Genomic DNA, 19,255 nt, shown 5'->3' with positions numbered 1-19,255 from the left:
CCTTGGTTCGTTCCTCGCATTCCGGGTGCCGGGACACGGAGGGTCGAAGCGCTGATACATCGAGAGTAACCACCGGGCGGATGCTGTATGCCCGTGTTCGCCGTGGGCATAGCGGGGTCAGGCGGTGGTGCGGGCGGTCTCGGGCAGCAGTCGCTCTGCTGTGAGCGCGAGCACGAGGAGTGCACGTTCACGGGGCGGCGGTGAGCGAACCGTGCAGCAGGGCCGTCCGCACGTGCGCCTCGCGCAGCCGGTCACACGCAGCCGGAGCAGGGCAAGCCTGCTCGCCCGGAACAAGTTCTTCGATGCGTCAGCATCCGTGCGTCGGGATCCGCCCGCCTCAGGCGGCGGGCCTGAATCGGTACGGCGGCGGATCGATCCCCGACCAGGCGTAGGCCAAAGTGGCTCGCTGATGCAGCACGTAGCTCTCCCCCTCGCGCTGGTGCAGCACGAAGTCGCCCTTGCCGTCGCGGGTGATGCGCCAGCCGCCGTGGTGCAACTGCATGTGATGGAAACGGCAAAGGAGTATCCCGCGGTCGATGTCGGTGCGACCGCGATCCGCCGCCCATTCGTCGATGTGATGTGCCTCGCAGTACGAGGCCGGGCGATCGCAGCCTCGCCACCGGCATCCGCCGTCTCTGATCGCCAAGGCGATGCGCTGCTTTGGGGTGAAAAGCCGCTGCTCGCGGCCCACATCGAGTGGATTGCCGCAGGAGTCGACCGTGACCGACACGAATCCGCTTTCGCACATGTGCTGGGCGGCGACGCCCGCCGGAAAGGAGGTCAGATGGTCTTCGGTGTGCGCGACCCGCGCCGGCGTTTCGGACGCGTCGACGACCTGCACGAGACGGACGCCGGCTTGCCTTGTCCCGAAGACGCTCTCGGCGTCGGCGAGGACTCCGGCGCGCAGCACATCGAGCAGCAGGTCGTAGGCGAGCTGGTCGTTGGTGCGCGAGTCCGCGGTGAGATCTGCGGCCCGCTCCTGCTCGTCTGCGTCGACGAATCGGGGACCGCCGCGTCGTGGCCGCAGTGCAGCATCGAGCATGGCGGTGACGAACGCTCCGCCCTCGTCTTCGAACGCGATGCTCGCTCGAAGCACCCCGTCGGCATCGCGATACGTGCGGAACATCCGCTTCTCGTAGCGCGCCAGGAAGCGCGCCTCGGCACCCTCGGGATCGAGCAGATCGCGGAGCATCCGCGCCGCCCCACCGAGTTCTTCGGTGGTGCGCTCGGCGGCTTCGCGCACGAGCTGCTCGGCCGCTGCGGACCACGCGTCGCGGACGGCGCGCTCGATCGCCGCGAACTCTTCTGCGGACAGCCCGTCAGCGGCGGGCGCCGGCGGCTCACCCAACCCGCTCCTGATCGCGTCGTACTGCGCCGAAGTCAGCACGCCCGAACGCATCGCCTCGCGCAGCGGTGCGTGCCAGACGGGCGGCACCTGCTCGGAGCATGAGGCACCCGCCGCACCTTCTCCTCCCGAAGTACCGGCGCCGCCAGCGTCCCCCGCACCGCCATCAGCACCGGCATCCGCAGGCCCGGCGTCCGCCCCGCCGCCGCTCTCCCCCTCGCCGTCGAGCAGCCCTCGCCCGACGCGAACGTCACGCGCAGCCTCGCTCCTCGTCGATCCCGTGAGGTGCTGAACGAGCTTCTCCGGCGAACCGTGCCCCTGCGACTGTGCGAGCCCGGAATGCCCGACCTCGCGCGTCGAGCGCTCTGCGATCAGCCCTGCTGCGACGACGCGAATCTGATCAGCGGATCGCGAGACTGCGACCGATTCGCGCAGGATCGCGACGACCTCGGCATCCGTCATCTCCGTCATGAGGGTGACCGCCTGTTCCAGGCAGGCGCCCTCGTCGAGTCGCTCGCCCAGCGTGGGGATCAGCGACGCGATCTCGGAGAAGATTGCCATAGTTCATCATGACGCTGGCCTCCGACATTCGAAGCTGAATGCAACTCCTGCGAGACCCGACTCAGGTAACGAACGCATAACAGTCGACAGCGCTACCCTTTCCGCATGCCCTCTCCTTTCGACGACCCTGAGTTCCGCGCTCAGATGGCGAAGATGGGTGTCGCCCATCAGCCCGGAATGGCGGCTGACCTCATGAGAGATCTCGCCCCGCTCTTGAAAGCCGACGGCGTCGATCTCGATGAACTCGGCGAGACCGACATCGCGACGCTCGACGCGGCGCTCGGCCGAGCGATCGAGCGCCGCAATCTCGAGCTGCTGACCTCGATCGGCGCGCAGCGCGCCGGCGCGATCGCCACGCTGCGGGTGTTCACTGCGGCGATGCCCGAGGGGAACGAGAAGATCGCCCGAGCGATCCTCGATACCGTCCGGCAGAGTTGCGCGGTGTCGTCGCGCGGGGGCTGCTGACGGCGATGGCTGTCATGGCCACGATGGAGGATTTCGGGGACTTCGACGACCCCGAGGAGTAGGTGAGACGCGCCAGCGGGACCACTTTGTCAGGCGTCCCTCATACACTCGACCGAACCGAGAAGCGCCTGTGTATATTCGGGTGAACGCGAGAAGGGAATCCGATGTCTGTCCGTGTGCCGGTCAAGCCTGAGATGCTCGCGTGGGCGCTGAAGCGGTCCGGCATGGAAAGCGGCACCGATCGATACGAACGCTTCTCGCAGTGGGCCACGGGGGACGGAACGCCCACGTTCCGGCAGCTTGAGGAATTCGCCAAGGCGACCCATGCTCCGCTCGGCTATCTCTTCCTCGATGAGCCCCCGGCTGAGACCGTTCCCATCCCGGATTTCCGCACGATCGGCAACTCCGCCATCGCCAGCCCGAGCGCTGATCTGCTCGACACGATTTACGAGGCCCAGCATCATCAGGACTGGTATCGAAGCTATGCGGTCAGTCAGGATCTGGCTCCCATTCGATACGTAAGCTCAGCTGCTGTCGACAGCCCGCCGCGCGTAGTCGCGAACGAGATGCGCGAGGCGCTCGACTTCGGGTTGGAACGCCGGTCGCGCTTCACTTCATGGGAGGAGGCCCTCCGCGCTCTCATCGACGCGATAGAACGACTCGGCGTTCTGGTGATGGTATCGGGGATCGTCGGAAGCAACACCCACCGCGTTCTCGACCCGAACGAGTTCCGAGGTTTTGCTCTGGTCGACCCGCTGGCGTCGGTGATCTTCGTGAACAACGCCGACACCAAAGCTGCTCAGATCTTCACCATGGTTCATGAGCTGGCCCACGTATGGCTTGGCGAAAGCGCGCTTTCGGAGTCGCCTCTCGCGAGCGATCCTCAAAACGCTCACGAGTTGTGGGCGAATCAAGTCGCCGCTGAAGTACTGGTTCCGACTGACGCGATCCGTCGGGACGCGACCGCAGGAGCGGATCTGCCGGAGTTGAAACGCCTCGCGCGCCTCTACAAAGTGAGCACTCTCGTTGTGCTGAAACGCATGCACGACGCGTCATTGCTGACGTGGGAAGAATTCCAGGTGCGGTATCAGGAGGAGCTGGCGCGTCTAAAAGACATCATGGCGACGAGTTCCCAAGGCGGCGGCAACTACTACAACACCCAGCCGTTGCGTCTCAGCCAGCGCTTCGCTCGCGCGGTGATCGTCGACACGCTTGAGGGCCGCACGCTCTACCGCGATGCGTCGCGGCTCCTCGGGGCCGCCAAGCGCTCGACGTTCGAGGGACTGGCCAGCAAGCTCGGAGTTGCGTGATGTATCTCCTCGATGCGAACGTCTTCATCCAGTCGCATCGTGCGCATTACGGTCTCGATTTCGTCCCGGGATTCTGGGAATGGATCGATGTCTCCTTCGCTGCAGGAACCCTGGAGAGCATCCACCCGATCGCCGTCGAGATCGCCGCTGGTCACGACGATTTGTCGGAGTGGGCGGCCGCGAGCTCGCACTTGTTCGTGCCGATGGATGCCGCATGCGCGCCGAGCCTGTCGGCGATCTCCACGTGGGTGAACGGTGCCTCCTACACTCCTGGCGCTGTCGCGGAGTTTCTGTCAGTCGCCGACTACCAGCTCGTCGCATTTGCTCGCACGCACGGTCACACAGTCGTGACGATGGAGCGCTCCGAGCCGCAGCGCAAGAGCAAGGTCAAGATCCCCGACGTATGCAACGCGCACGGAATCACCTGGACGACGCCCTTCCAGATGCTTCGCGATGAGCGCGCATCCCTGGTCCTTGGGCCGTAGGCCGGTTGCCGCCGCGCTGGCCCTCCTAGGTCGTCTGGTTAACGAGGTGCAACCTTGGTTGCGCTACCGCAAGTTCGAAGTCGGATGCATCGAATCGGAGCACGACACTTTCTGCGGGCTCAGTTGGCCAACGCCTTCACCAGCGCGTCTTTCGCGTCGGTGTAGAACAAGAACGAGACCTTTGTAGCCACTTCATCACTCACGTCAAGGAGCTGGCGTCGCGCGGAGACAGGCAGTAGCAAAGACGTTGCGCCTTTCTCCATCGCATGCTCGGCCAGCGCAGCCGCATTCAGCACGGTCTCAACGCCGCCCCCGAGTGACAGGTTGCCGACGGCGATCAGTCCACCTCGGAGGGAGCGTTGCAACATAGAAGAGGTCAGCGCAAGGAGGATCGGCAACCCAAGGCCTGCTCCCGACTTGGCCGCATCGAGCGCTCGAACCTGCGCCGTCAGATTGTGCTCCCGAGGGTCTCGGTCGCCGACCAGCGCTCGACCCTGCGCAACGAGGTTTTGATCGGCAACCTTGAAACTCTCACGAAGTGGCGCGGGTGCCGCCTGATTCAGCAGCCCTCGCGCTCCCGCTCCGGGAGTGTCGGTCGCCTCGATTCGATACAGCCCGGGACCGACCTCACCTCCGGCATCCTCAGCGATCGCCCACACCTGGCCAGGAGGGAGCGGATCGAGGCCGATCGAATCCGGACTGGCGAGCTCGAGCGTCGAGACGAACTGCTCGATGCCTTCCCCGATCCGGTATCCGAATTGCGTGTTGCGGAACTCGGCAGCGCCGATGCGACGCTGTTGTTCCTTCACACGCCGCCGGCATTCCAGGGCGATGCGCACGGCCCATTCCAGGTCTTCATCGGAGATCGCGGCCTCGGCATCAGGCGAGATGAGCTTCAGGAGGCCGTCCACCGTCTTGTTGACGGCAGAGAGATCACGCCCGGACAACGCATCCGAGTAGTTGACGCGCCCCTGCACAGAGGCGACGCGCGACTGGTTGCGCAGATGCGACCAGCATTCGGACAGGAAGTCGCTGACCAAGCCGAAGTGCCGCGTGAAATAGGACGGGTTCAGTTTGGGAATATCCCAGCCGGGCAGATACGCGTGGATACGGTCCATGAATGCCGTGTCGTCGCGCATCTCCGGCGGCAGCGGGGACAGGAGGTGACCGATCCGTTGCTGATGTGCGACGTCGACGTCGAAGTTGCCCACGAGCACGATCGAGCCGTCAGCTCGTATCGACTCACGACCTCGTGAGAACTCTCCGGACTCCATGTAGCCCTTCATGATGTTGACGCCGTCCTTCTGATCGAAGGACACGCCTGACACCTCGTCGAAGCAGACGACGTCGTATTGCGCGACAAGACCGCGCTGACCCGTGGCGTTGTTGACGAACATGCGCGCCACAGTCGCCTTGCCACCGGAGATGAGATGAGCGTAGGGCGACACCTGCTGGAACAGATGCGACTTTCCTGTCCCTCGCGGACCGAGCTCCACCATGTTGAAGTTGCGCTGGACGAACGGCACCATCCGCAGAAGCAGAATGTCCTGCTCCCGATCTGTCAGTGTTTCCGGTTCGAAGCCCACCGACCGGAGAAGCAAGTGCTTCCACTGCTCGGTGGTGAATCGCGAGCGCCCTTCTGCGAGCCGCGCAAGCGAGTCACGGGTCGACAACTGGATGGGCCTCAACGAACCGATCGCAAAAGGCTTGCCGTTCGTCTCGTCGGCGATCACCGCGTCGTAGAAGAGGTCGACCTCCGCGTAAAAGCCGCCCGTGAGCATCCGCTCGTTGTCGCGCACCACGGCATCATCGATCCGGACGTCCTTGAGACCCAGGCTGGGAAGCTCGGCAAGATAGATGTTCGACTTCGCGTCCAGCCGCGCCTTGACGAGGTCGATGAGTTTGATCGTCATCCGTTCGCGCGCACGCGATTTGAACAGCTCTTCTTCGCCGGCTCGAACAGTGCGGTCGGCGAGCAGGCGACGAACGATCTGCAAACCCTCCTCGATCTCCTCGAGATCTGTCGTCGCGCAATATCGGCCGATCAGGAACTCGCCGACGTACGTAGGCACTGGGTAGGCGCCTTTGAACTGAAGCGCGAGGTCTTTGCGGACCACGTACCCCTCGAACGCTGCGGCGGCCAACTCGTCGATCGAGTCAAGAACGATGGTCTCGGTCATTCCACACCTCCGACTTTCGTCTCCCGCTGCGCGAGAACGGTGCCGTCAACACCGAGAAGGAGCACGAACGCCTGAGTACCCGCAGCCGCCCGTTCCTCGTCTACGAGCACTTTGATCTCGCCAGGTTCGCCTGGCGCCTTCGGTCCACCGATGATCGAGCCGGGGTCCCCCGGAGCAAGCCTCACTTCGGCGGTGACGTCGGCTTCCACCGGCGCGTAATCGATACGACAGCGCTGACCGGTCCAGCGGATCGAATCGATCTGGGCGGGCTTGGGTGCACCGCCCCCCGACTTGATCTCGAGCACAGGCGTGACGCATTCCTGCGGGCTCAGGCCGCCATGCTCGTACAGCGTCCCCGCCACGAAGGCGGAGGCGCCCGGCGCACTCACCATATTGATCGCTGCATCCCATGTCCATGCCAGGACAGGGAGGTCCGGGGAGGACACGCCTGTCTTGAGGCGCGCGACTCGCGGTTTCCGCGCCGCGTCCCCCTCAGTGATCGCGAGAGGCAGATCGACCTTCGGCGCCGCGGTCGCCGGCAGGAGGAAGCCATGGTCCGTGACGACGACGACACGCTGCCACCCTGCGTCGAGAAGTGAACGGATACGTTCGGCGACGAGGTCGAGTTGCTGGTCGATCATGCCGGCGAGCTCATGCCCGTGGTCGTGGCCGAGCGCGTCGATGGTGTTGGTCTGCGTCCATCCAACGCCGCTGATGTCGCCCGTCTCCGACGACTTCCAATCGAGATACTGGACACCGGCCTCGGTCAAGGCCGAACGGAAGATCGCTGCCTTGACCGAACGTCCTTGAGCATCACCGGCATCGAATGCCGGCCCCGCACCGAAGGTGGTGTTCACGGGCGCTACGGCGGGCTGCCCGGTCGGCGTGACCGTCGGGAACGCCGCCAGCCTCGACGTCGTTTCGATCTCGAGTGGCGCCAATCGCTTCGCCAGCCGTTGCGCGAGATCGAAGCGAAGCGCGTCAACGAAGACCACACATGTCCCAGCCGCGACATTCAGCCCGACATCGCCTGAGTATTCTCCGCTGGATGCATCCTGAAAGGCGCGTGCCGTGCGGTCGACCCACGGGTCATAGAGGACCTGAAGCGCCTTCCGTACCGAAGCGCGATCGGCAGCACCGGGCACCGCTGCGAGAGATCGCAGCGCGAGATCGTCGATCTTGTGACCGAGTTCGACGTACCACTTGATCTGAGCTTCGAGGCCGTTGCCGGGCGCGCTGACCCTCGTGAGCTCGGCGAGTTCAGACAAAAGCGCCACTGCTTGAGCCAGCGGGGCACGTCCCATCTCACCCCACACGCTCTCCTCCCTCGGCGAATGCCCTGCCGCGAGGTCCACCACAGTTGCTCGCGCCTGCTCGAGGTCCATCGTCGTCGCCACGGCAGTGAGCGCCTGACGGAGTTCTGACTCCTGCTCCGCATTCCAGGAAGGCCACGAATCCGGATGGGGACTGACGTCGCCGAAGAGATCCTGCGCAGGACGAGCCTGGTCGAGTCGGATGGGGATTTTCTCGTACCGTCGCGGGTTGTCTTCGAATCGATCCCAGACACCCTGCCACGCCCCCTGGCGCCCGCCCAGCCGCGCTGCTGCGGTGAGGACGCCGTCCTTCTCGGGGTCGATGCCGTATGTCGCGCGGCACGCTTCACGGAAGGCATTCCAGCTCGCTGCGGACAGTGCCGCGCGCGACGCCTCTGGGTCGTCAAGCCAATCCAGCAGCATTCGGATGCTGTCTGTCATCACCAGTGAATGCAGACGCGAAGCGTCGAGCCGTCCCAGGAGACGCAGGTCATCGACCTTCTCGATGAGCAGGCGATCCAGAACATCGCTCAGAGCCGCTTTGCTCTTTGCATCGCCGCCAAGGTCGAGCCCAACACCATGCTTCGACCCGAGGAAGGAGTGCGGTGTCCACGCCCCCTGCCCATAGGCGGAGGGCCACCAGTTGGAGCGGAGAGCGATCTCGACCAACGGAGCGATCGCAGATTCCGGGCTGTTGGCTTCGGACAACGCACTGCGTCCGATCCCCGGTAGATAGATCACCCACGGGTTCTTCTCGTCATGCGACGCGAGGTGGTCCGGAAGTTCAGCGGAGTCCGGGTCGGCCAGCACCGCCCTCATCCAGATCGCGGGACCTTGGGCTTTGTCAAGGTCGTACTCGCCCAGGATCAGGATCGGCACCGCCTCCTGGAGGAGCCGTATCACCGGCTCCCAGGCACGGTCCGGATCGGACCAGAACACGGCAGCTGGGCGCACACTGGAGTCTGCGTTGAAGGCCGCGGCCTCGCGCAACGCGTGTGCGACGACAGCCCGCACCGCTGTCACAGCCCCTCCCCTGCCAGGCGCCTCGCCTCGCGGCGTTCCTCGAGAGTCGGATGCAGGTCATTGAGTCTTTCGGAGCCGTCAGCGTTCTTCCCGCGATCCTTCTCCCATTTCACGTTCACCTTGGCTCGCAGCACCTTCGCGGTGATGAACGGTCGAATGTTGAGCCGCACGCCGTCGTCGAGATCGGGGTTCCAACCGACTGGTTGTTTGTGAAGTTCCTTCCACCGGACGTAGACGTCATAGGGCGGCGCGCCATCGAGGATGAGCTTGAGTCGATTCTGCAGATCTTCTGCGGCGGCGAGACGGACGTCGGCTCCAGCTCGGCTCGCCGCCACCTCGTGCCGCTGGCGTTCAATCCACGCCCCCAGCGAGGTGAACGTGAGCTTCTCCAGGGTGCGGTGGTCGAGGCGGTGATAATTGACGATCGCGGAGAAGCCGTCCTTGTGACCATCCCAGATGTGCCACAGAAACGGGCGGTTGTCGAAGACCTTTACGTGCTGGGCAAAAAATACATCGCGCAGCCAATCGTCGAGGCGCCCGTTCGCGCCGCCCGCCTCTGTGACCAGGGTTCGCTCGCGAGCGCTCGACCAGTCGTCGCCGTAGGCCGCCTCAAGCAACTTCCGAAGGCGCGTCACCAGGTCAGGTTCGCCAGGAAGCGGCTGCATAGACGCAATGCCGTCCGCGTCCGCGAACTGATCGAGGGCATCCGGCTGCTGATCGGGCCACCGATAACCGAGGAGCCTCGCGACGGCAACCTGAAGCGGATGCTCCGAAGTCATGACATCGCCCCGGAAGAGCCATTGCGTCGGATCGTTCGAATGGGGTGCAGGCAATGGACCCCTCTCGTCAGCCACGTTCTGCCAACGTTCTCGGTCGAAGCTGACTTTTACGAGAGTGGCGTTCGTGATTTTCAACGCGTCATCGATGTCCCGGACGCTTGGCGCATACTCTCTACTGGAGAGGTACGCCCACAGCGTGGGAAGATCGGCATCGTCGTGAGGGAACACGACAGCCGTATTCATGTCGAAGATCTCACCGGTATAGCGAGTGACCGCGAGAGCACCCATCTGTGAAACCGCTACACCGAGTTTGCCCCAAGCTGCCGAGCCCTTGATTCCGGCGCGCTCGTTGGGTATCCAGCCTCCGCCTGTTTCCCACCAAATGATCTGGTCACGTCCGCCGAATGAAGTTGTCCGATTCACTGAGCTCTGAAGCCTCCGGAACTGCGATTGAGGCAACGGCACCTCCCACATCTGGCGGATGTAGCGCGGATTATCTCCCGTGGCAATCCCTTGAACTGACTTCGCCATTCCGCCGAGCAACGCCTGTGATTCAATCGATGTCAACGTGATCCGGCGGTCGGGATTCTGCGTTTGTGTCACTTGTCTCGGTGCCAACAACCCACGGTGCCGAAGTTCCAGAGATTTGGCCTCAACCCCGTTCGTCTGCTGAATACTAAGCCCAGCGATGCGATGGCTATCCGCCGGCGGCGCACCGCTCAACACTGTGAGCGAGACTTTGACAACTTCGCCGGTGATCTGTCGGAATGCCCCGGACCCAAGCCGCGCAACGACGTCGAACCGTCTCTGCTTGAGCAGCCGTTCGCGGAACTTCTCATACGACCCCAACAGCAGCCAGTTCTGCGGCGACACGACCGCAACCGTTCCGGTCGTCCCCACAAACTCCAGACAGCGCTCGATAAAGGCTGTCGCGATGTCGGATTTCGCCGCCGGATGGTGAACACCGATGTAGGTCTGAAGCCTTACGTCCATCGACGCACGCTTTAGGTACGGCGGATTCGTCGCCACGAGCGTGTATCTGCCCGACAGCAGCCCCGCCGCATGAACGACGTCATCGGCCGCATGCCCGAGAACTGTCTGCGCCTCCTTCTCGGCGGCGAGTATCTGACCCAGCGAAGTCCGAACGGATTCCCAATTCGCGCCGATGCTGAGATCAGTCCCGAATAGAGACTCCTCGAAGTCGCCTGGATGAGGCGAGATCAGCGACCCGAGAGTATCGGCATCACGGAAGAGGCCGTGAAGTCGAGTCAGCACTTTCTGAAGTTCTTCGTCGTCCCCGGCATACGCCAGCCACTCGTCCTTCGTCCCCCGCGCGGGAACACCCGAACAGGCGATCTGCGGTGCCGGTAGATCTCGGAATCCACCCTGCTTCCACGCTTCCAACGCGACGTTGAACGTCGCGATCTGGGTGCAGCGCGGATCGAGCTCGAGCCCGTGCAGGTTGTCGCGCAGCACAGCATCCTGGGCGTCAGCGGGCGAGAGCCCTTCCTCCTCAGCTCGCATCCGCCAGAGCATGCCGAACATTGCGACCAGGAAGTGACCAGACCCGCAGCACGGGTCCATGACGGTGACCTCTGCCGCAGTCTTGGGCCACTCTTCGAACGTGCCGGCCGCCGGTGTCCCGTCATCCAGCCTGCGAAAGTACTCCCAGGAGTCGACCAAGGGAGAGTCTGAGCGCCGGGATGCCCACCACGCGCCGAGTGAGTTCTCCAGCAGGAAGCGAACCATGTAATTCTCGGTGAACAACTGCGTGACCGGCGAGAGGTCGGCTCCGCCGATCTTGACACCGGAATCGTTGACGCGCTTCTTCTCTGCCGTCTGCCAGAACTGGTAGACCCAGCCCAGAGCATCCTCGGTGCGGAAGACCTCATCCGGAATGCTGAGGAGGATTCTCTCGAGCTCAAGCCGATGCTCGGTCGCGAACCGCATCTGAACAGCAGGATCGTCGAGGCGGAAGACTCCGGGGAGAATCTCAGACGCGAATCGCGCAGCCACCAGCCACCCATCCGGCTCCTCCAGATCGCTCGCGAGGTCGGTACAGTCCTCGAATGTCAGCGGAGTGTCTCGGAAGTCAGGATGCCTCAACAGTCCGTTGACCTCGAGAAACCGGCTGAAGAGAAGGCGGTGCCACTGCTCATAGGCGACGTCACGGATCAAGTTGGTGAGGTCGACATTGTTGCCGGCGGTGTCGTCGCCGAGTTGCCGCGCTTTCTCCCGCAAAGCGATTCGCAGGGCATTCTCGCTATCACCGAGATATGACGGACGGCTCTGATCCGCGACCGCCAACGCGCGCAGTGCATCCGCTGCGGCGCTCTCCGCTGCCGACCGGGCGCGCTGCACGGCACCATCGAGCTGACTGCGTTGACCTGCGTTGAGGACTTCGCCGGTCATCCCTTCACCACCACGGTGTCGTGATCCGCGAGCGCACGCGCGAGCTTCTCTCGCAGTTCGCTGAGGTAGCGATCGAGATCCTCGACGCTGCTGAGGCTGGCACTGGGAATGGTGACGGTAGCTGCCTTCGGTGCGCTCAGCCGGACGGCCGCCTCCAGCGCTTTCGCCGCCCGAGCCGAAACCGCATCGAATACCGCGCCCCACTCAGAGAGAGGTCGCTGCTGGACAGCATGAAGAACGGCAGGGCCGTCGGAGAGATCGATGTCACCTTCTGGAGCGAGGTTGTTCTCTGCCAGGAGTTGCCCCTGCGTCGCCAGATCGAGCGCGGCCCAGGCCGATTGCGCCTCGAGGTCTGCGACTGCCCGCAGCCGAGCGTCTTCCAGCGACTCGGACGCACCGAGAACAGCGACGCGAACTGCGCTGGCGAGGTCTCCGGCGATCGGAGTGATCTGGTCGTTATCCGCGAGAAGTTCTCGAGTGGTCTCGAATGCCTCAAGTCGTGCGCGTGCTTCGGCAGCGCTGTCGAGTGCCACGGCTGCGCTCGCGAGCGCACGAGCCAGGTCCAGCGCAGTCCGCCGGGAGACGCGCCGCCTCTCCATCGCGTCGATCCGCTCAACAAACTCCGAGAGTTCATCCTTGGCTGCCAGCAGCGCGTGTACTCGCGCATTGCCGGAAGCCTTCATCACCAGTTCGACCCGCGGCGGGAACACGATGTCCGGCAACGGAGGCGCGCCGGTGACAAGACCTGCGCGCTCCAACAGCGCCTTGATCGCCTGCTCGGCCGCGGACGCCAGCGTGTCATTGCTGGCCTGTACCCCCAGGTTGCCGAGCAGGCTCCGCGCGGCGAGCTTCTCCGAGGCGCTGAGCACCGTCGACTCTCTTCTCAGGTGCACCACACCGAGCCGTGTCTGCGCCATGACCTGGGCGGTAGTCGCATCAGAACCATTCACGGTCGCATGTATCAGACCGTTGTCGAGCAGGACCCCGACAGCGGCCATGACGGCATCTCGGGGCCAACCGTACGGCGCTGACGTGACCGACTTCTCGACCTCGCTCGCGGACGTTCCTGCCGAGCCGACTCGGCCGAGTATCTCCTTCACTACCGGGTGCAGCGCAGCATCCGCATCGTGTCCCACGGCTTTGAGCGCGTCGCCGCCGGATCCTTTCTTGATGTAGTCGAGGGCGCGGGGCCAGCGGGAGTCATCGGCGACCTCGAACTTGTCGAAGCGCCGAGTCACCGCTGCCAGGGCGCCGCTCTCGATACGATCCCGCAGCGCCGCGCCTCCTGGGCCAGACCCTCCCCCCAGAAGGACGTTGCATTTCGCGATGACATCGCGAGCGTGGCTCGTAACCTGAGCCCTGGCGCGTTCCAAACGTGACTCCATTGCACGTCGCGCTTGTTTGCCCTCATCGTCCTGGGGGAACCCCTGCTGATCGAGCGTCCGTTGGGCCGCAAGCTGATTGCGCAGTGCCGCGGCAAACGACACCGGCTGAATCCGCGGCAGGTGGGCGAGCACGACGGGCGAGTCGGAACCGAGACTCCGCGCCAGATCTTCGAACTGCTTGTTCGTCGTCCCGTCATCCCACTCGGAACGCAGCCAGACGGAAATCGTGTCGGATGCCGTCGGTGGCGTGGAGTCGGCGTGCAGCACGATCTTCCGCGCAACCTTGGCCTTGCCGTGAGGAATCGAGGCCGGGACCGAGCGTTCGAATTCCGCGCGCAGCAACACGTCTCGCTCGGTGCTGATCTCGCTGTCGGAGAGCTGCGCAGAATGGCGGCGGAATGTCTCATCCCAGATCCGGCCGGCCAGAGTCTGGATCCGATACTCGTCGCCGTCCTGCTGCAGGACCCCTTCCTCGACGAATGCGCCGAGCACTTCGGGAACGTCCTGCCGCAAGCGCTCGCCGTCACTGGCGAGATCCTCGATGAGCAGATCGACGAGATGATCAGCCGTCGCTCGAACGCCGATGTCGGCATGTCCGGAGGTCTCAAGGAGGCTGATGAGGTGGACAAGGCCGAGGATGCGCCCCCGAAGCGGATCCTGCTGGCCCTGCTCATGAATGAGGCGCTGGGTCTCCTTGAGGAGGAGACCGGCCCCGTTCAGATCTTCATGCTTCGCGGTGTAGAGGTAATCCGCTCCGACGACAGTGCCGACCGGCCGGGGAGCGACCAGACGGTTGGCCTCGTGCACGATCCGGAGTTGTGACCGGAGCTGACCGGCCCGGCCTGTGTCCGCCTTACGAAGAACGCTCTCCCAGAATCGGCGGCGACTGGGCAGGAGCGGATAGTCCTCCGGAAGGTCGATGTCGTCCTGAGCGGAGTGCTGGATCTTGCTGCCCGCGAGCTGACGCGAGATCGGCCCTGCAGCATCGGAGAGAGTCTTTACCAGTTCCGCACGCTCCGAAGGCTCCTTGCTGAGCAGCACACGGCGAACGACCGCATCGACGTCCTGGTTCTTGAGGACGACCTTGACCGTGAAGCGGTCCTGGATCTTCTGCAGCGTCGGGTCGGCAGTGAGTTCTTGCTGACCTGTCGCGACAAGCAGAACCCGCCCTTCGAGTTCCCGGGAGACGGACTCGACGAGATTCTGCACCTCCATCGCACGGCCCCCGTCGCCGCTGATGTACTGCTGGACTTCGTCGAGCACAATCAGGGTCGGAGGGATGACGCCCGAACCGACGCGGCGGAGCACCTTGCGCAGCATCTCGATCGTCTCGTCCGTGGACAGGGCACGCACGTCAGGGAACTGAGTCCGCAGCGCCTTTCGCACATCCGCACCGTTGGCCGCGAAGTCGGGATCAACTGCGAGCACGGCGTCAGCAAGGAGAGTGCTGACGTTGTACTGGCTCAACTCCTCGAGGAAGGATCCGCCATGGGCTTCAACATGTGCCCGCACCGCGCCGAGAATGCCCTTGCCGTCCAACCACAATGCAACCCGCGCAGGGCCGACCCGACTCGGCAGCTCGGCTGCGCCGAGCACGATCGAGAGGAAGACCGAACTCAGGCTCTCACTGCTGCGATCCAGGGAACCGGCAGCGGACCACGGCGCCACACCGTCCCGCTTGCTGATCGTCGACAACTCGACGAGCTGCTCACGAATCCCATCGGGGAGATTCACCAGCCCCCTGGCAGATGCCCCACCAGGAAGACGCGTGTCCGCCCACAGATGCTCGAGCACGCGTACCAGGTGCGACTTGCCGCTGCCGTAGAACCCCGATACCCACACCGCAGGCTGCGTCGTCACACCGCGATGACGGATGTACGAATCAAAGATGCGCTGAAGTCCGTGCTCGTACTCGCCCTCGCAGACAAAGCTCGTGAGCTCGTAGTCGAGCACCTTCCACTGGTTGGAGTCATCGGGGCGATCGACATTCGTCACACCATCGTTCGGGATCACGAAGTCGAGCGGACGACGAGTGAACAGTTCGTTGTTGATCGTCACGCGATCTCCCTTTGAGGGTCGATGACGCGCGCGCGGTAGTTGAATCCGTCACGTGCGTCGAGCAGGCGGAAAGAATGCGTGTCCGCATCATGCAGACCCGGGAAGAGAACGAGCAGGCGGCCCTGAACCGCATCATCGATCGCCTTGATGACGCTCGATGCTCGAAGGAACGGAAAGATCGACCCGATCCCGACGAGACTGACCACATCGTTCCCCGACGCCGCGGCGAGGTGTCCGCGAATTCCGGAGACCAGTTCGGCCTCGAACTGATCGAGAATCGACAGCGTGAGGTCGCTGGGTTCCTCGAAGAAGGCCTCGGCGTGGCGATGGCGAGCGAGCCAACGTCCGAACTCATCCGTGATGTCGATCGAGCGCCAACCGCGCCCGCTCTGGCCCGTGACGAATTCCAGTCGTGCGAGGTTCGCCCGCATCGCCCGCTCCTGTTCCGGCGGGTAGACGAGCATCCACACTCGTTCTCCGCCGGAAAGCCCGTCGCGCCAGGGCAGAGCGAGTTCAGCGGCGTAGGCGTCGACCAGTTCAGATATCCGGCTCATATCCGGCCGCTGTCGAAGAGGGGAAAGCTGATGTCGACGACGTTGCCGGCGACGAGAAGATCGATCAGCCCCTGCGTGTGCGCAGATCGCAAGGCGTCGAGTTGCCGACTCCGTGGCAGGTCGAGGATGCGAGCCCACGGGGTATCGAGCATCCCTAGCCCGCGGATACCTGACCGATGGCCGATAAAGGCTGCGAAAGCGACAGCCGCCGGCGAAGATTCGACTACGCGGCGAACTTTGTTCGTCCTGCCGACGAGATGTCCGGTCTGCGTCCAGCACGCGCCGGTGTTCCTGCCCGTCTTATCGAGAGTTGCTTCCGAAAGTTCGTCTTCGTACACGGCAGCGACGGCTCGAGTGAGGTCGGCGGACGACACGGTCACGCCCTCTTGCGCCCGCTCAATCGCCGAGAAGGATGCTCGGAGGATGCCGTCCCGAGTAAACGCAAGGATGCCCGCCAGGAGCGGCTGCGCCGCTCGGTCGACCTCCCACAGACGTCTCAGTGCTGAGAACTCGGGGTTCATCGGATCGAGCAGGTAGAGCTCTCGTAGATGGCGGAAGGATCGTTGCCGCCCGGCGTGCGTCGGCCGGCCGAGGATGTTCTCCTCCACGACCGCATCGCGATAACGCTCATGAGACGCGTCCGAAGGCACGTACCGGAGGAGCTCTACGAGATGCGGGATCCCGATCGTGTGACTCGCCGTCGTCCGCAACGACGCCAACGCGAACTGCTCAGGCGCAGCATCCTTCTCCTTAGTCACGTCCCGAGTGTACAAGTACCCGGGGACCTTCACCCTGGCGTCAACGACCGGGCGCTATCGGGCTTGACGGGTGCCCCGAACTCCCTCTGCTGCTGCCGCCCTCATCGGCAGCCGAATCGCCGAGGAGCGCAAGAGCAAGGGGCTCACGCAGGACCAGCTGGCGGTGCTCAGCGGAATCGACTCCTCGAACATCCGCAGCTACGAATCAGGGCGCTCGATGCTCAGCATCCTGACGCTGATCCGCATCTCCGAGGCGCTGCATGCGACGCCCGGCTCGTTCATCGACGAGGTCTCTTCAGCCGATTTCGCGACACCACTGACCGACGCCCGCCGCCGCGCGAGCTGATGGGCACTCCTCCCCACTCGTCCTCTCTATCGATCGGCTATGCCCGGCGTACGGTGTAGCCATGAACATCGACCGGAACCTGCGCCTCCCCGCCCGCCTGCTGCTCGCCGTGCCCGTCGCGGCGCTCGCGTTCTCGCTCGCCGCGTGCAGCGCGAGCCGCCCGACCGTCGACCAGGTCTCAGACGGTCTGATCAAGTTCTTCGAGTCGCAGGATCAGGGCGACGTGCTGACGGACGACGCCGCGGACTGCTTCGCGAAGCACTTCGTCGACTCCGATCTCAGCAACGAGACTCTGAACTACATCGCCCAGGGCAAGGACCAGGCGTCCAGCACCGAAGACGCCACCCTGACGCAGAAGATCCTCCAGGACAACTACGAGGAGTGCACCGCCTGAGACGTTTCGTCTCGCTCCGCTCGCTCAACGACCGGAGAACAGACTGCGCACTCTGAGACGTTTCGTCTCGCTCCGCTCGCTCAACGACCGGGGGGGGTAGCGAGGCGCTCGCTCAACGACCAAGAGTGCGGATGCCGGATGCCGTCGGCATCCGTCATCCTTCGTCATCTCCATCCAGGGAATTCCCAGCCAGACGTAGCGTTGAAACATCCCGCGTGCACTCGGCACGCCGCGCTTCTTGGAGTTTCCCCCTGCTATGAGTACTGCCACGCGCGCCGCCAAGGCGCCCGACACCCGCGGACCCGTTCGCAAACTGCTGACCTCGTTCGGCTTCCAGATCATCGCCGCCCTCGTCCTCGGCGTCGTCGCCGGCCTGATCGCCCGCAACGCAGGCGCTACGGTGGAGGCGCCGAACGGCTTGTCCGCCACCCTCGACACGATCGGCAGCTCGTACGTCACGCTGCTGCGCGCCGCCGTCATCCCTCTGATCTTCACCGCGATCGTCGCGAGCATCTCGAACCTGCGCCGCGTGCAGAACGCCGCGCGCCTCGCGGGTCAGACGCTGCTGTGGTTCGCCTACACCGCGTTCATCGCCGTCGTCATCGGCATCGGTCTCGGCCTGATCATCCAGCCCGGATCCCGCGCCGGCGAAGGCCTGCAGGAGGGCGACCCGTACACGGTCGGCACCTGGTGGAACTTTCTCACCGGCCTCATCCCGCAGAACTTCCTGGGCCTGACCGTCAGCACCTCCATCGACCCGGAGTCCGGCAGCGCGACCTCGAGCATCGGCTTCAACGTGCTGCAGATCATCGTCGTCGCCGTGGCCGTCGGCATCGCCGCTCTGAAGGCCGGCAAGAAGGCCGAGCCGTTCCTCGCCTTCACCGAGTCGCTGCTCAAGGTCATCCAGCGCGTGCTGTGGTGGATCATCCGCATCGCCCCGCTCGGCACCTTCGGCCTGATCGGCGCCGCCGTCGTCAAGTACGGCTGGGAGAAGCTGGCCTCGCTCGGCTGGTTCGCGATCGCGATCTACATCGGCCTCGCCCTCGTGCTCTTCGTGGTCTACCCGATCATCATCAAGACCAACGGACTGTCGATCAAGCAGTACTTCTCCGGCGTCTGGCCCGCCATGCAGCTGGCCTTCGTCAGCCGCTCCTCGATCGGAACGCTGCCGCTGACCGAGCGAGTCACCGAGCGCAACCTCGGCGTGCCCCGCTCCTACGCCTCCTTCGCCGTGCCGCTGGGCGCGACCACGAAGATGGACGGCTGCGCCGCCATCTACCCGGCGATCGCCGCGATCTTCGTCGCCCAGTTCTTCGGCATCCAGCTGGAGTGGTGGCAGTACATCATGATCGTCGTGGTCTCGGTCGTCGGCTCGGCAGCGACCGCCGGCACCACAGGCGCGATCGTCATGCTCACGCTGACGCTCTCGACCCTGGGCCTGCCCCTCGCCGGAGTGGGTCTGCTCATCGCGATCGACCCGATCCTCGACATGGGCCGCACTGCGGTCAACGTCGCCGGCCAGGCGCTCGTCCCGACCATCGTCGCCAAGCGCGAGGGCATTCTCGACGAAGACCTCTACAACGCGCCGCGCGAGGGCCTGCCCTTCGCCGACGACTCAGGCGACGAGGCGCCGGAATCGGACGCGGACAAGGAGACGGTCGGCGCGCGCTGATCACCTCCCCACGAGCGCCTCGCCCTGTTCAAGGACGAGGCGCTCGTGCGTTTCCCCACTGGATCGAACCGATACGTCGCTGCCGGCGATCCGCCCAGCTGATGCGGCCCACCGAGGTGCGCCAAAAGGTCGCCTCTCCCGCGAAGCGCGACCACAACGCACACCCCGGCAGGCCGCCAGCGGATCCCTCCCACCCAGGTGCACCGAAAGGTCGC

General features: G+C 64.4%; 13 protein-coding genes. 6 read left to right on the top strand and 7 right to left on the bottom strand.

The genetic code is table 11. From position 1 onward, the window contains the following. Nucleotides 1-337 precede the first annotated feature (337 nt). Nucleotides 338-1,906, bottom strand: a complete 1,569-nt coding sequence (locus ACI3KT_RS01025; RefSeq protein ID WP_404901948.1) for a DUF222 domain-containing protein — start codon at nucleotides 1,904-1,906, stop codon at nucleotides 338-340. A gap of 105 nt (nucleotides 1,907-2,011) precedes the next feature. Here ACI3KT_RS01025 and ACI3KT_RS01020 point away from each other — a divergent pair, with 105 nt between their 5' ends. From ACI3KT_RS01020 to ACI3KT_RS01010, 3 genes are all read left to right on the top strand, one after another. Then, nucleotides 2,012-2,371 (top strand): hypothetical protein, encoded by a 360-nt coding sequence (locus ACI3KT_RS01020; RefSeq protein WP_404901947.1) that lies wholly within the window; start codon nucleotides 2,012-2,014, stop codon nucleotides 2,369-2,371. 164 nt (nucleotides 2,372-2,535) lie between these two features. Then, complete coding sequence (locus ACI3KT_RS01015) at nucleotides 2,536-3,681, top strand: ImmA/IrrE family metallo-endopeptidase (RefSeq protein WP_404901945.1); 1,146 nt, start codon at nucleotides 2,536-2,538, stop codon at nucleotides 3,679-3,681. Beyond that, a complete protein-coding gene (locus tag ACI3KT_RS01010) occupies nucleotides 3,681-4,166 on the top strand; it encodes a DUF4411 family protein (protein WP_404901942.1) in 486 nt (161 codons plus the stop codon). The genes ACI3KT_RS01015 and ACI3KT_RS01010 overlap by 1 nt, the downstream gene beginning before the upstream one ends. A 119-nt stretch (nucleotides 4,167-4,285) precedes the next feature. Here the strand turns inward: ACI3KT_RS01010 and brxL are convergent, their stop codons facing one another. Genes brxL through ACI3KT_RS00980 form a run of 6 tightly spaced genes read right to left on the bottom strand, consistent with a single transcriptional unit; the run spans nucleotide 4,286 to nucleotide 16,628 of the window. Beyond that, the gene (gene brxL / locus ACI3KT_RS01005) at nucleotides 4,286-6,346 is read right to left on the bottom strand and encodes a BREX system Lon protease-like protein BrxL (RefSeq protein ID WP_404901940.1); all 2,061 of its coding nucleotides are present in this window, start codon (nucleotides 6,344-6,346) and stop codon (nucleotides 4,286-4,288) included. Continuing rightward, nucleotides 6,343-8,682 (bottom strand): BREX-1 system phosphatase PglZ type B, encoded by a 2,340-nt coding sequence (gene pglZ, locus ACI3KT_RS01000; protein WP_404901938.1) that lies wholly within the window; start codon nucleotides 8,680-8,682, stop codon nucleotides 6,343-6,345. The genes brxL and pglZ overlap by 4 nt, the downstream gene beginning before the upstream one ends. Next, nucleotides 8,679-11,873 (bottom strand): Eco57I restriction-modification methylase domain-containing protein, encoded by a 3,195-nt coding sequence (locus tag ACI3KT_RS00995; RefSeq protein ID WP_404901937.1) that lies wholly within the window; start codon nucleotides 11,871-11,873, stop codon nucleotides 8,679-8,681. Before ACI3KT_RS00995 ends, pglZ begins: the two co-directional genes overlap by 4 nt. Further along, a complete protein-coding gene (gene brxC, locus ACI3KT_RS00990) occupies nucleotides 11,870-15,316 on the bottom strand; it encodes a BREX system P-loop protein BrxC (protein ID WP_404901935.1) in 3,447 nt (1,148 codons plus the stop codon). The genes ACI3KT_RS00995 and brxC overlap by 4 nt, the downstream gene beginning before the upstream one ends. Beyond that, nucleotides 15,313-15,870, bottom strand: a complete 558-nt coding sequence (locus tag ACI3KT_RS00985; protein WP_404901934.1) for a BREX protein BrxB domain-containing protein — start codon at nucleotides 15,868-15,870, stop codon at nucleotides 15,313-15,315. The genes brxC and ACI3KT_RS00985 overlap by 4 nt, the downstream gene beginning before the upstream one ends. Next, nucleotides 15,867-16,628, bottom strand: coding sequence for a hypothetical protein (locus tag ACI3KT_RS00980; RefSeq protein WP_404901932.1), 762 nt, complete (start codon nucleotides 16,626-16,628; stop codon nucleotides 15,867-15,869). The genes ACI3KT_RS00985 and ACI3KT_RS00980 overlap by 4 nt, the downstream gene beginning before the upstream one ends. Before the next feature lie 70 nt (nucleotides 16,629-16,698). Between ACI3KT_RS00980 and ACI3KT_RS00975 the strand changes: the two genes are divergently transcribed. From ACI3KT_RS00975 to ACI3KT_RS00965, 3 genes are all read left to right on the top strand, one after another. Further along, entirely contained in the window at nucleotides 16,699-16,974 is a 276-nt protein-coding gene (locus ACI3KT_RS00975; RefSeq protein ID WP_404901930.1) for a helix-turn-helix domain-containing protein, read from the top strand. Between the two features lie 61 nt (nucleotides 16,975-17,035). Continuing rightward, nucleotides 17,036-17,368: a hypothetical protein gene (locus ACI3KT_RS00970; protein WP_404901927.1), complete on the top strand. Its 333-nt coding sequence runs from the start codon at nucleotides 17,036-17,038 to the stop codon at nucleotides 17,366-17,368. 256 nt (nucleotides 17,369-17,624) lie between these two features. Further along, nucleotides 17,625-19,040, top strand: coding sequence for a dicarboxylate/amino acid:cation symporter (locus ACI3KT_RS00965; RefSeq protein ID WP_404901924.1), 1,416 nt, complete (start codon nucleotides 17,625-17,627; stop codon nucleotides 19,038-19,040). The last annotated feature ends 215 nt before the right edge of the window (nucleotides 19,041-19,255 follow it).

The organism is Microbacterium sp. ZW T6_19, assembly GCF_044987465.1.
GTDB classification, from domain to species: domain Bacteria; phylum Actinomycetota; class Actinomycetes; order Actinomycetales; family Microbacteriaceae; genus Microbacterium; species Microbacterium natoriense_A.
The sequence above is the reverse complement of the archived record's forward strand: the minus strand, read 5'-3'. Positions and strand labels throughout refer to the sequence as shown.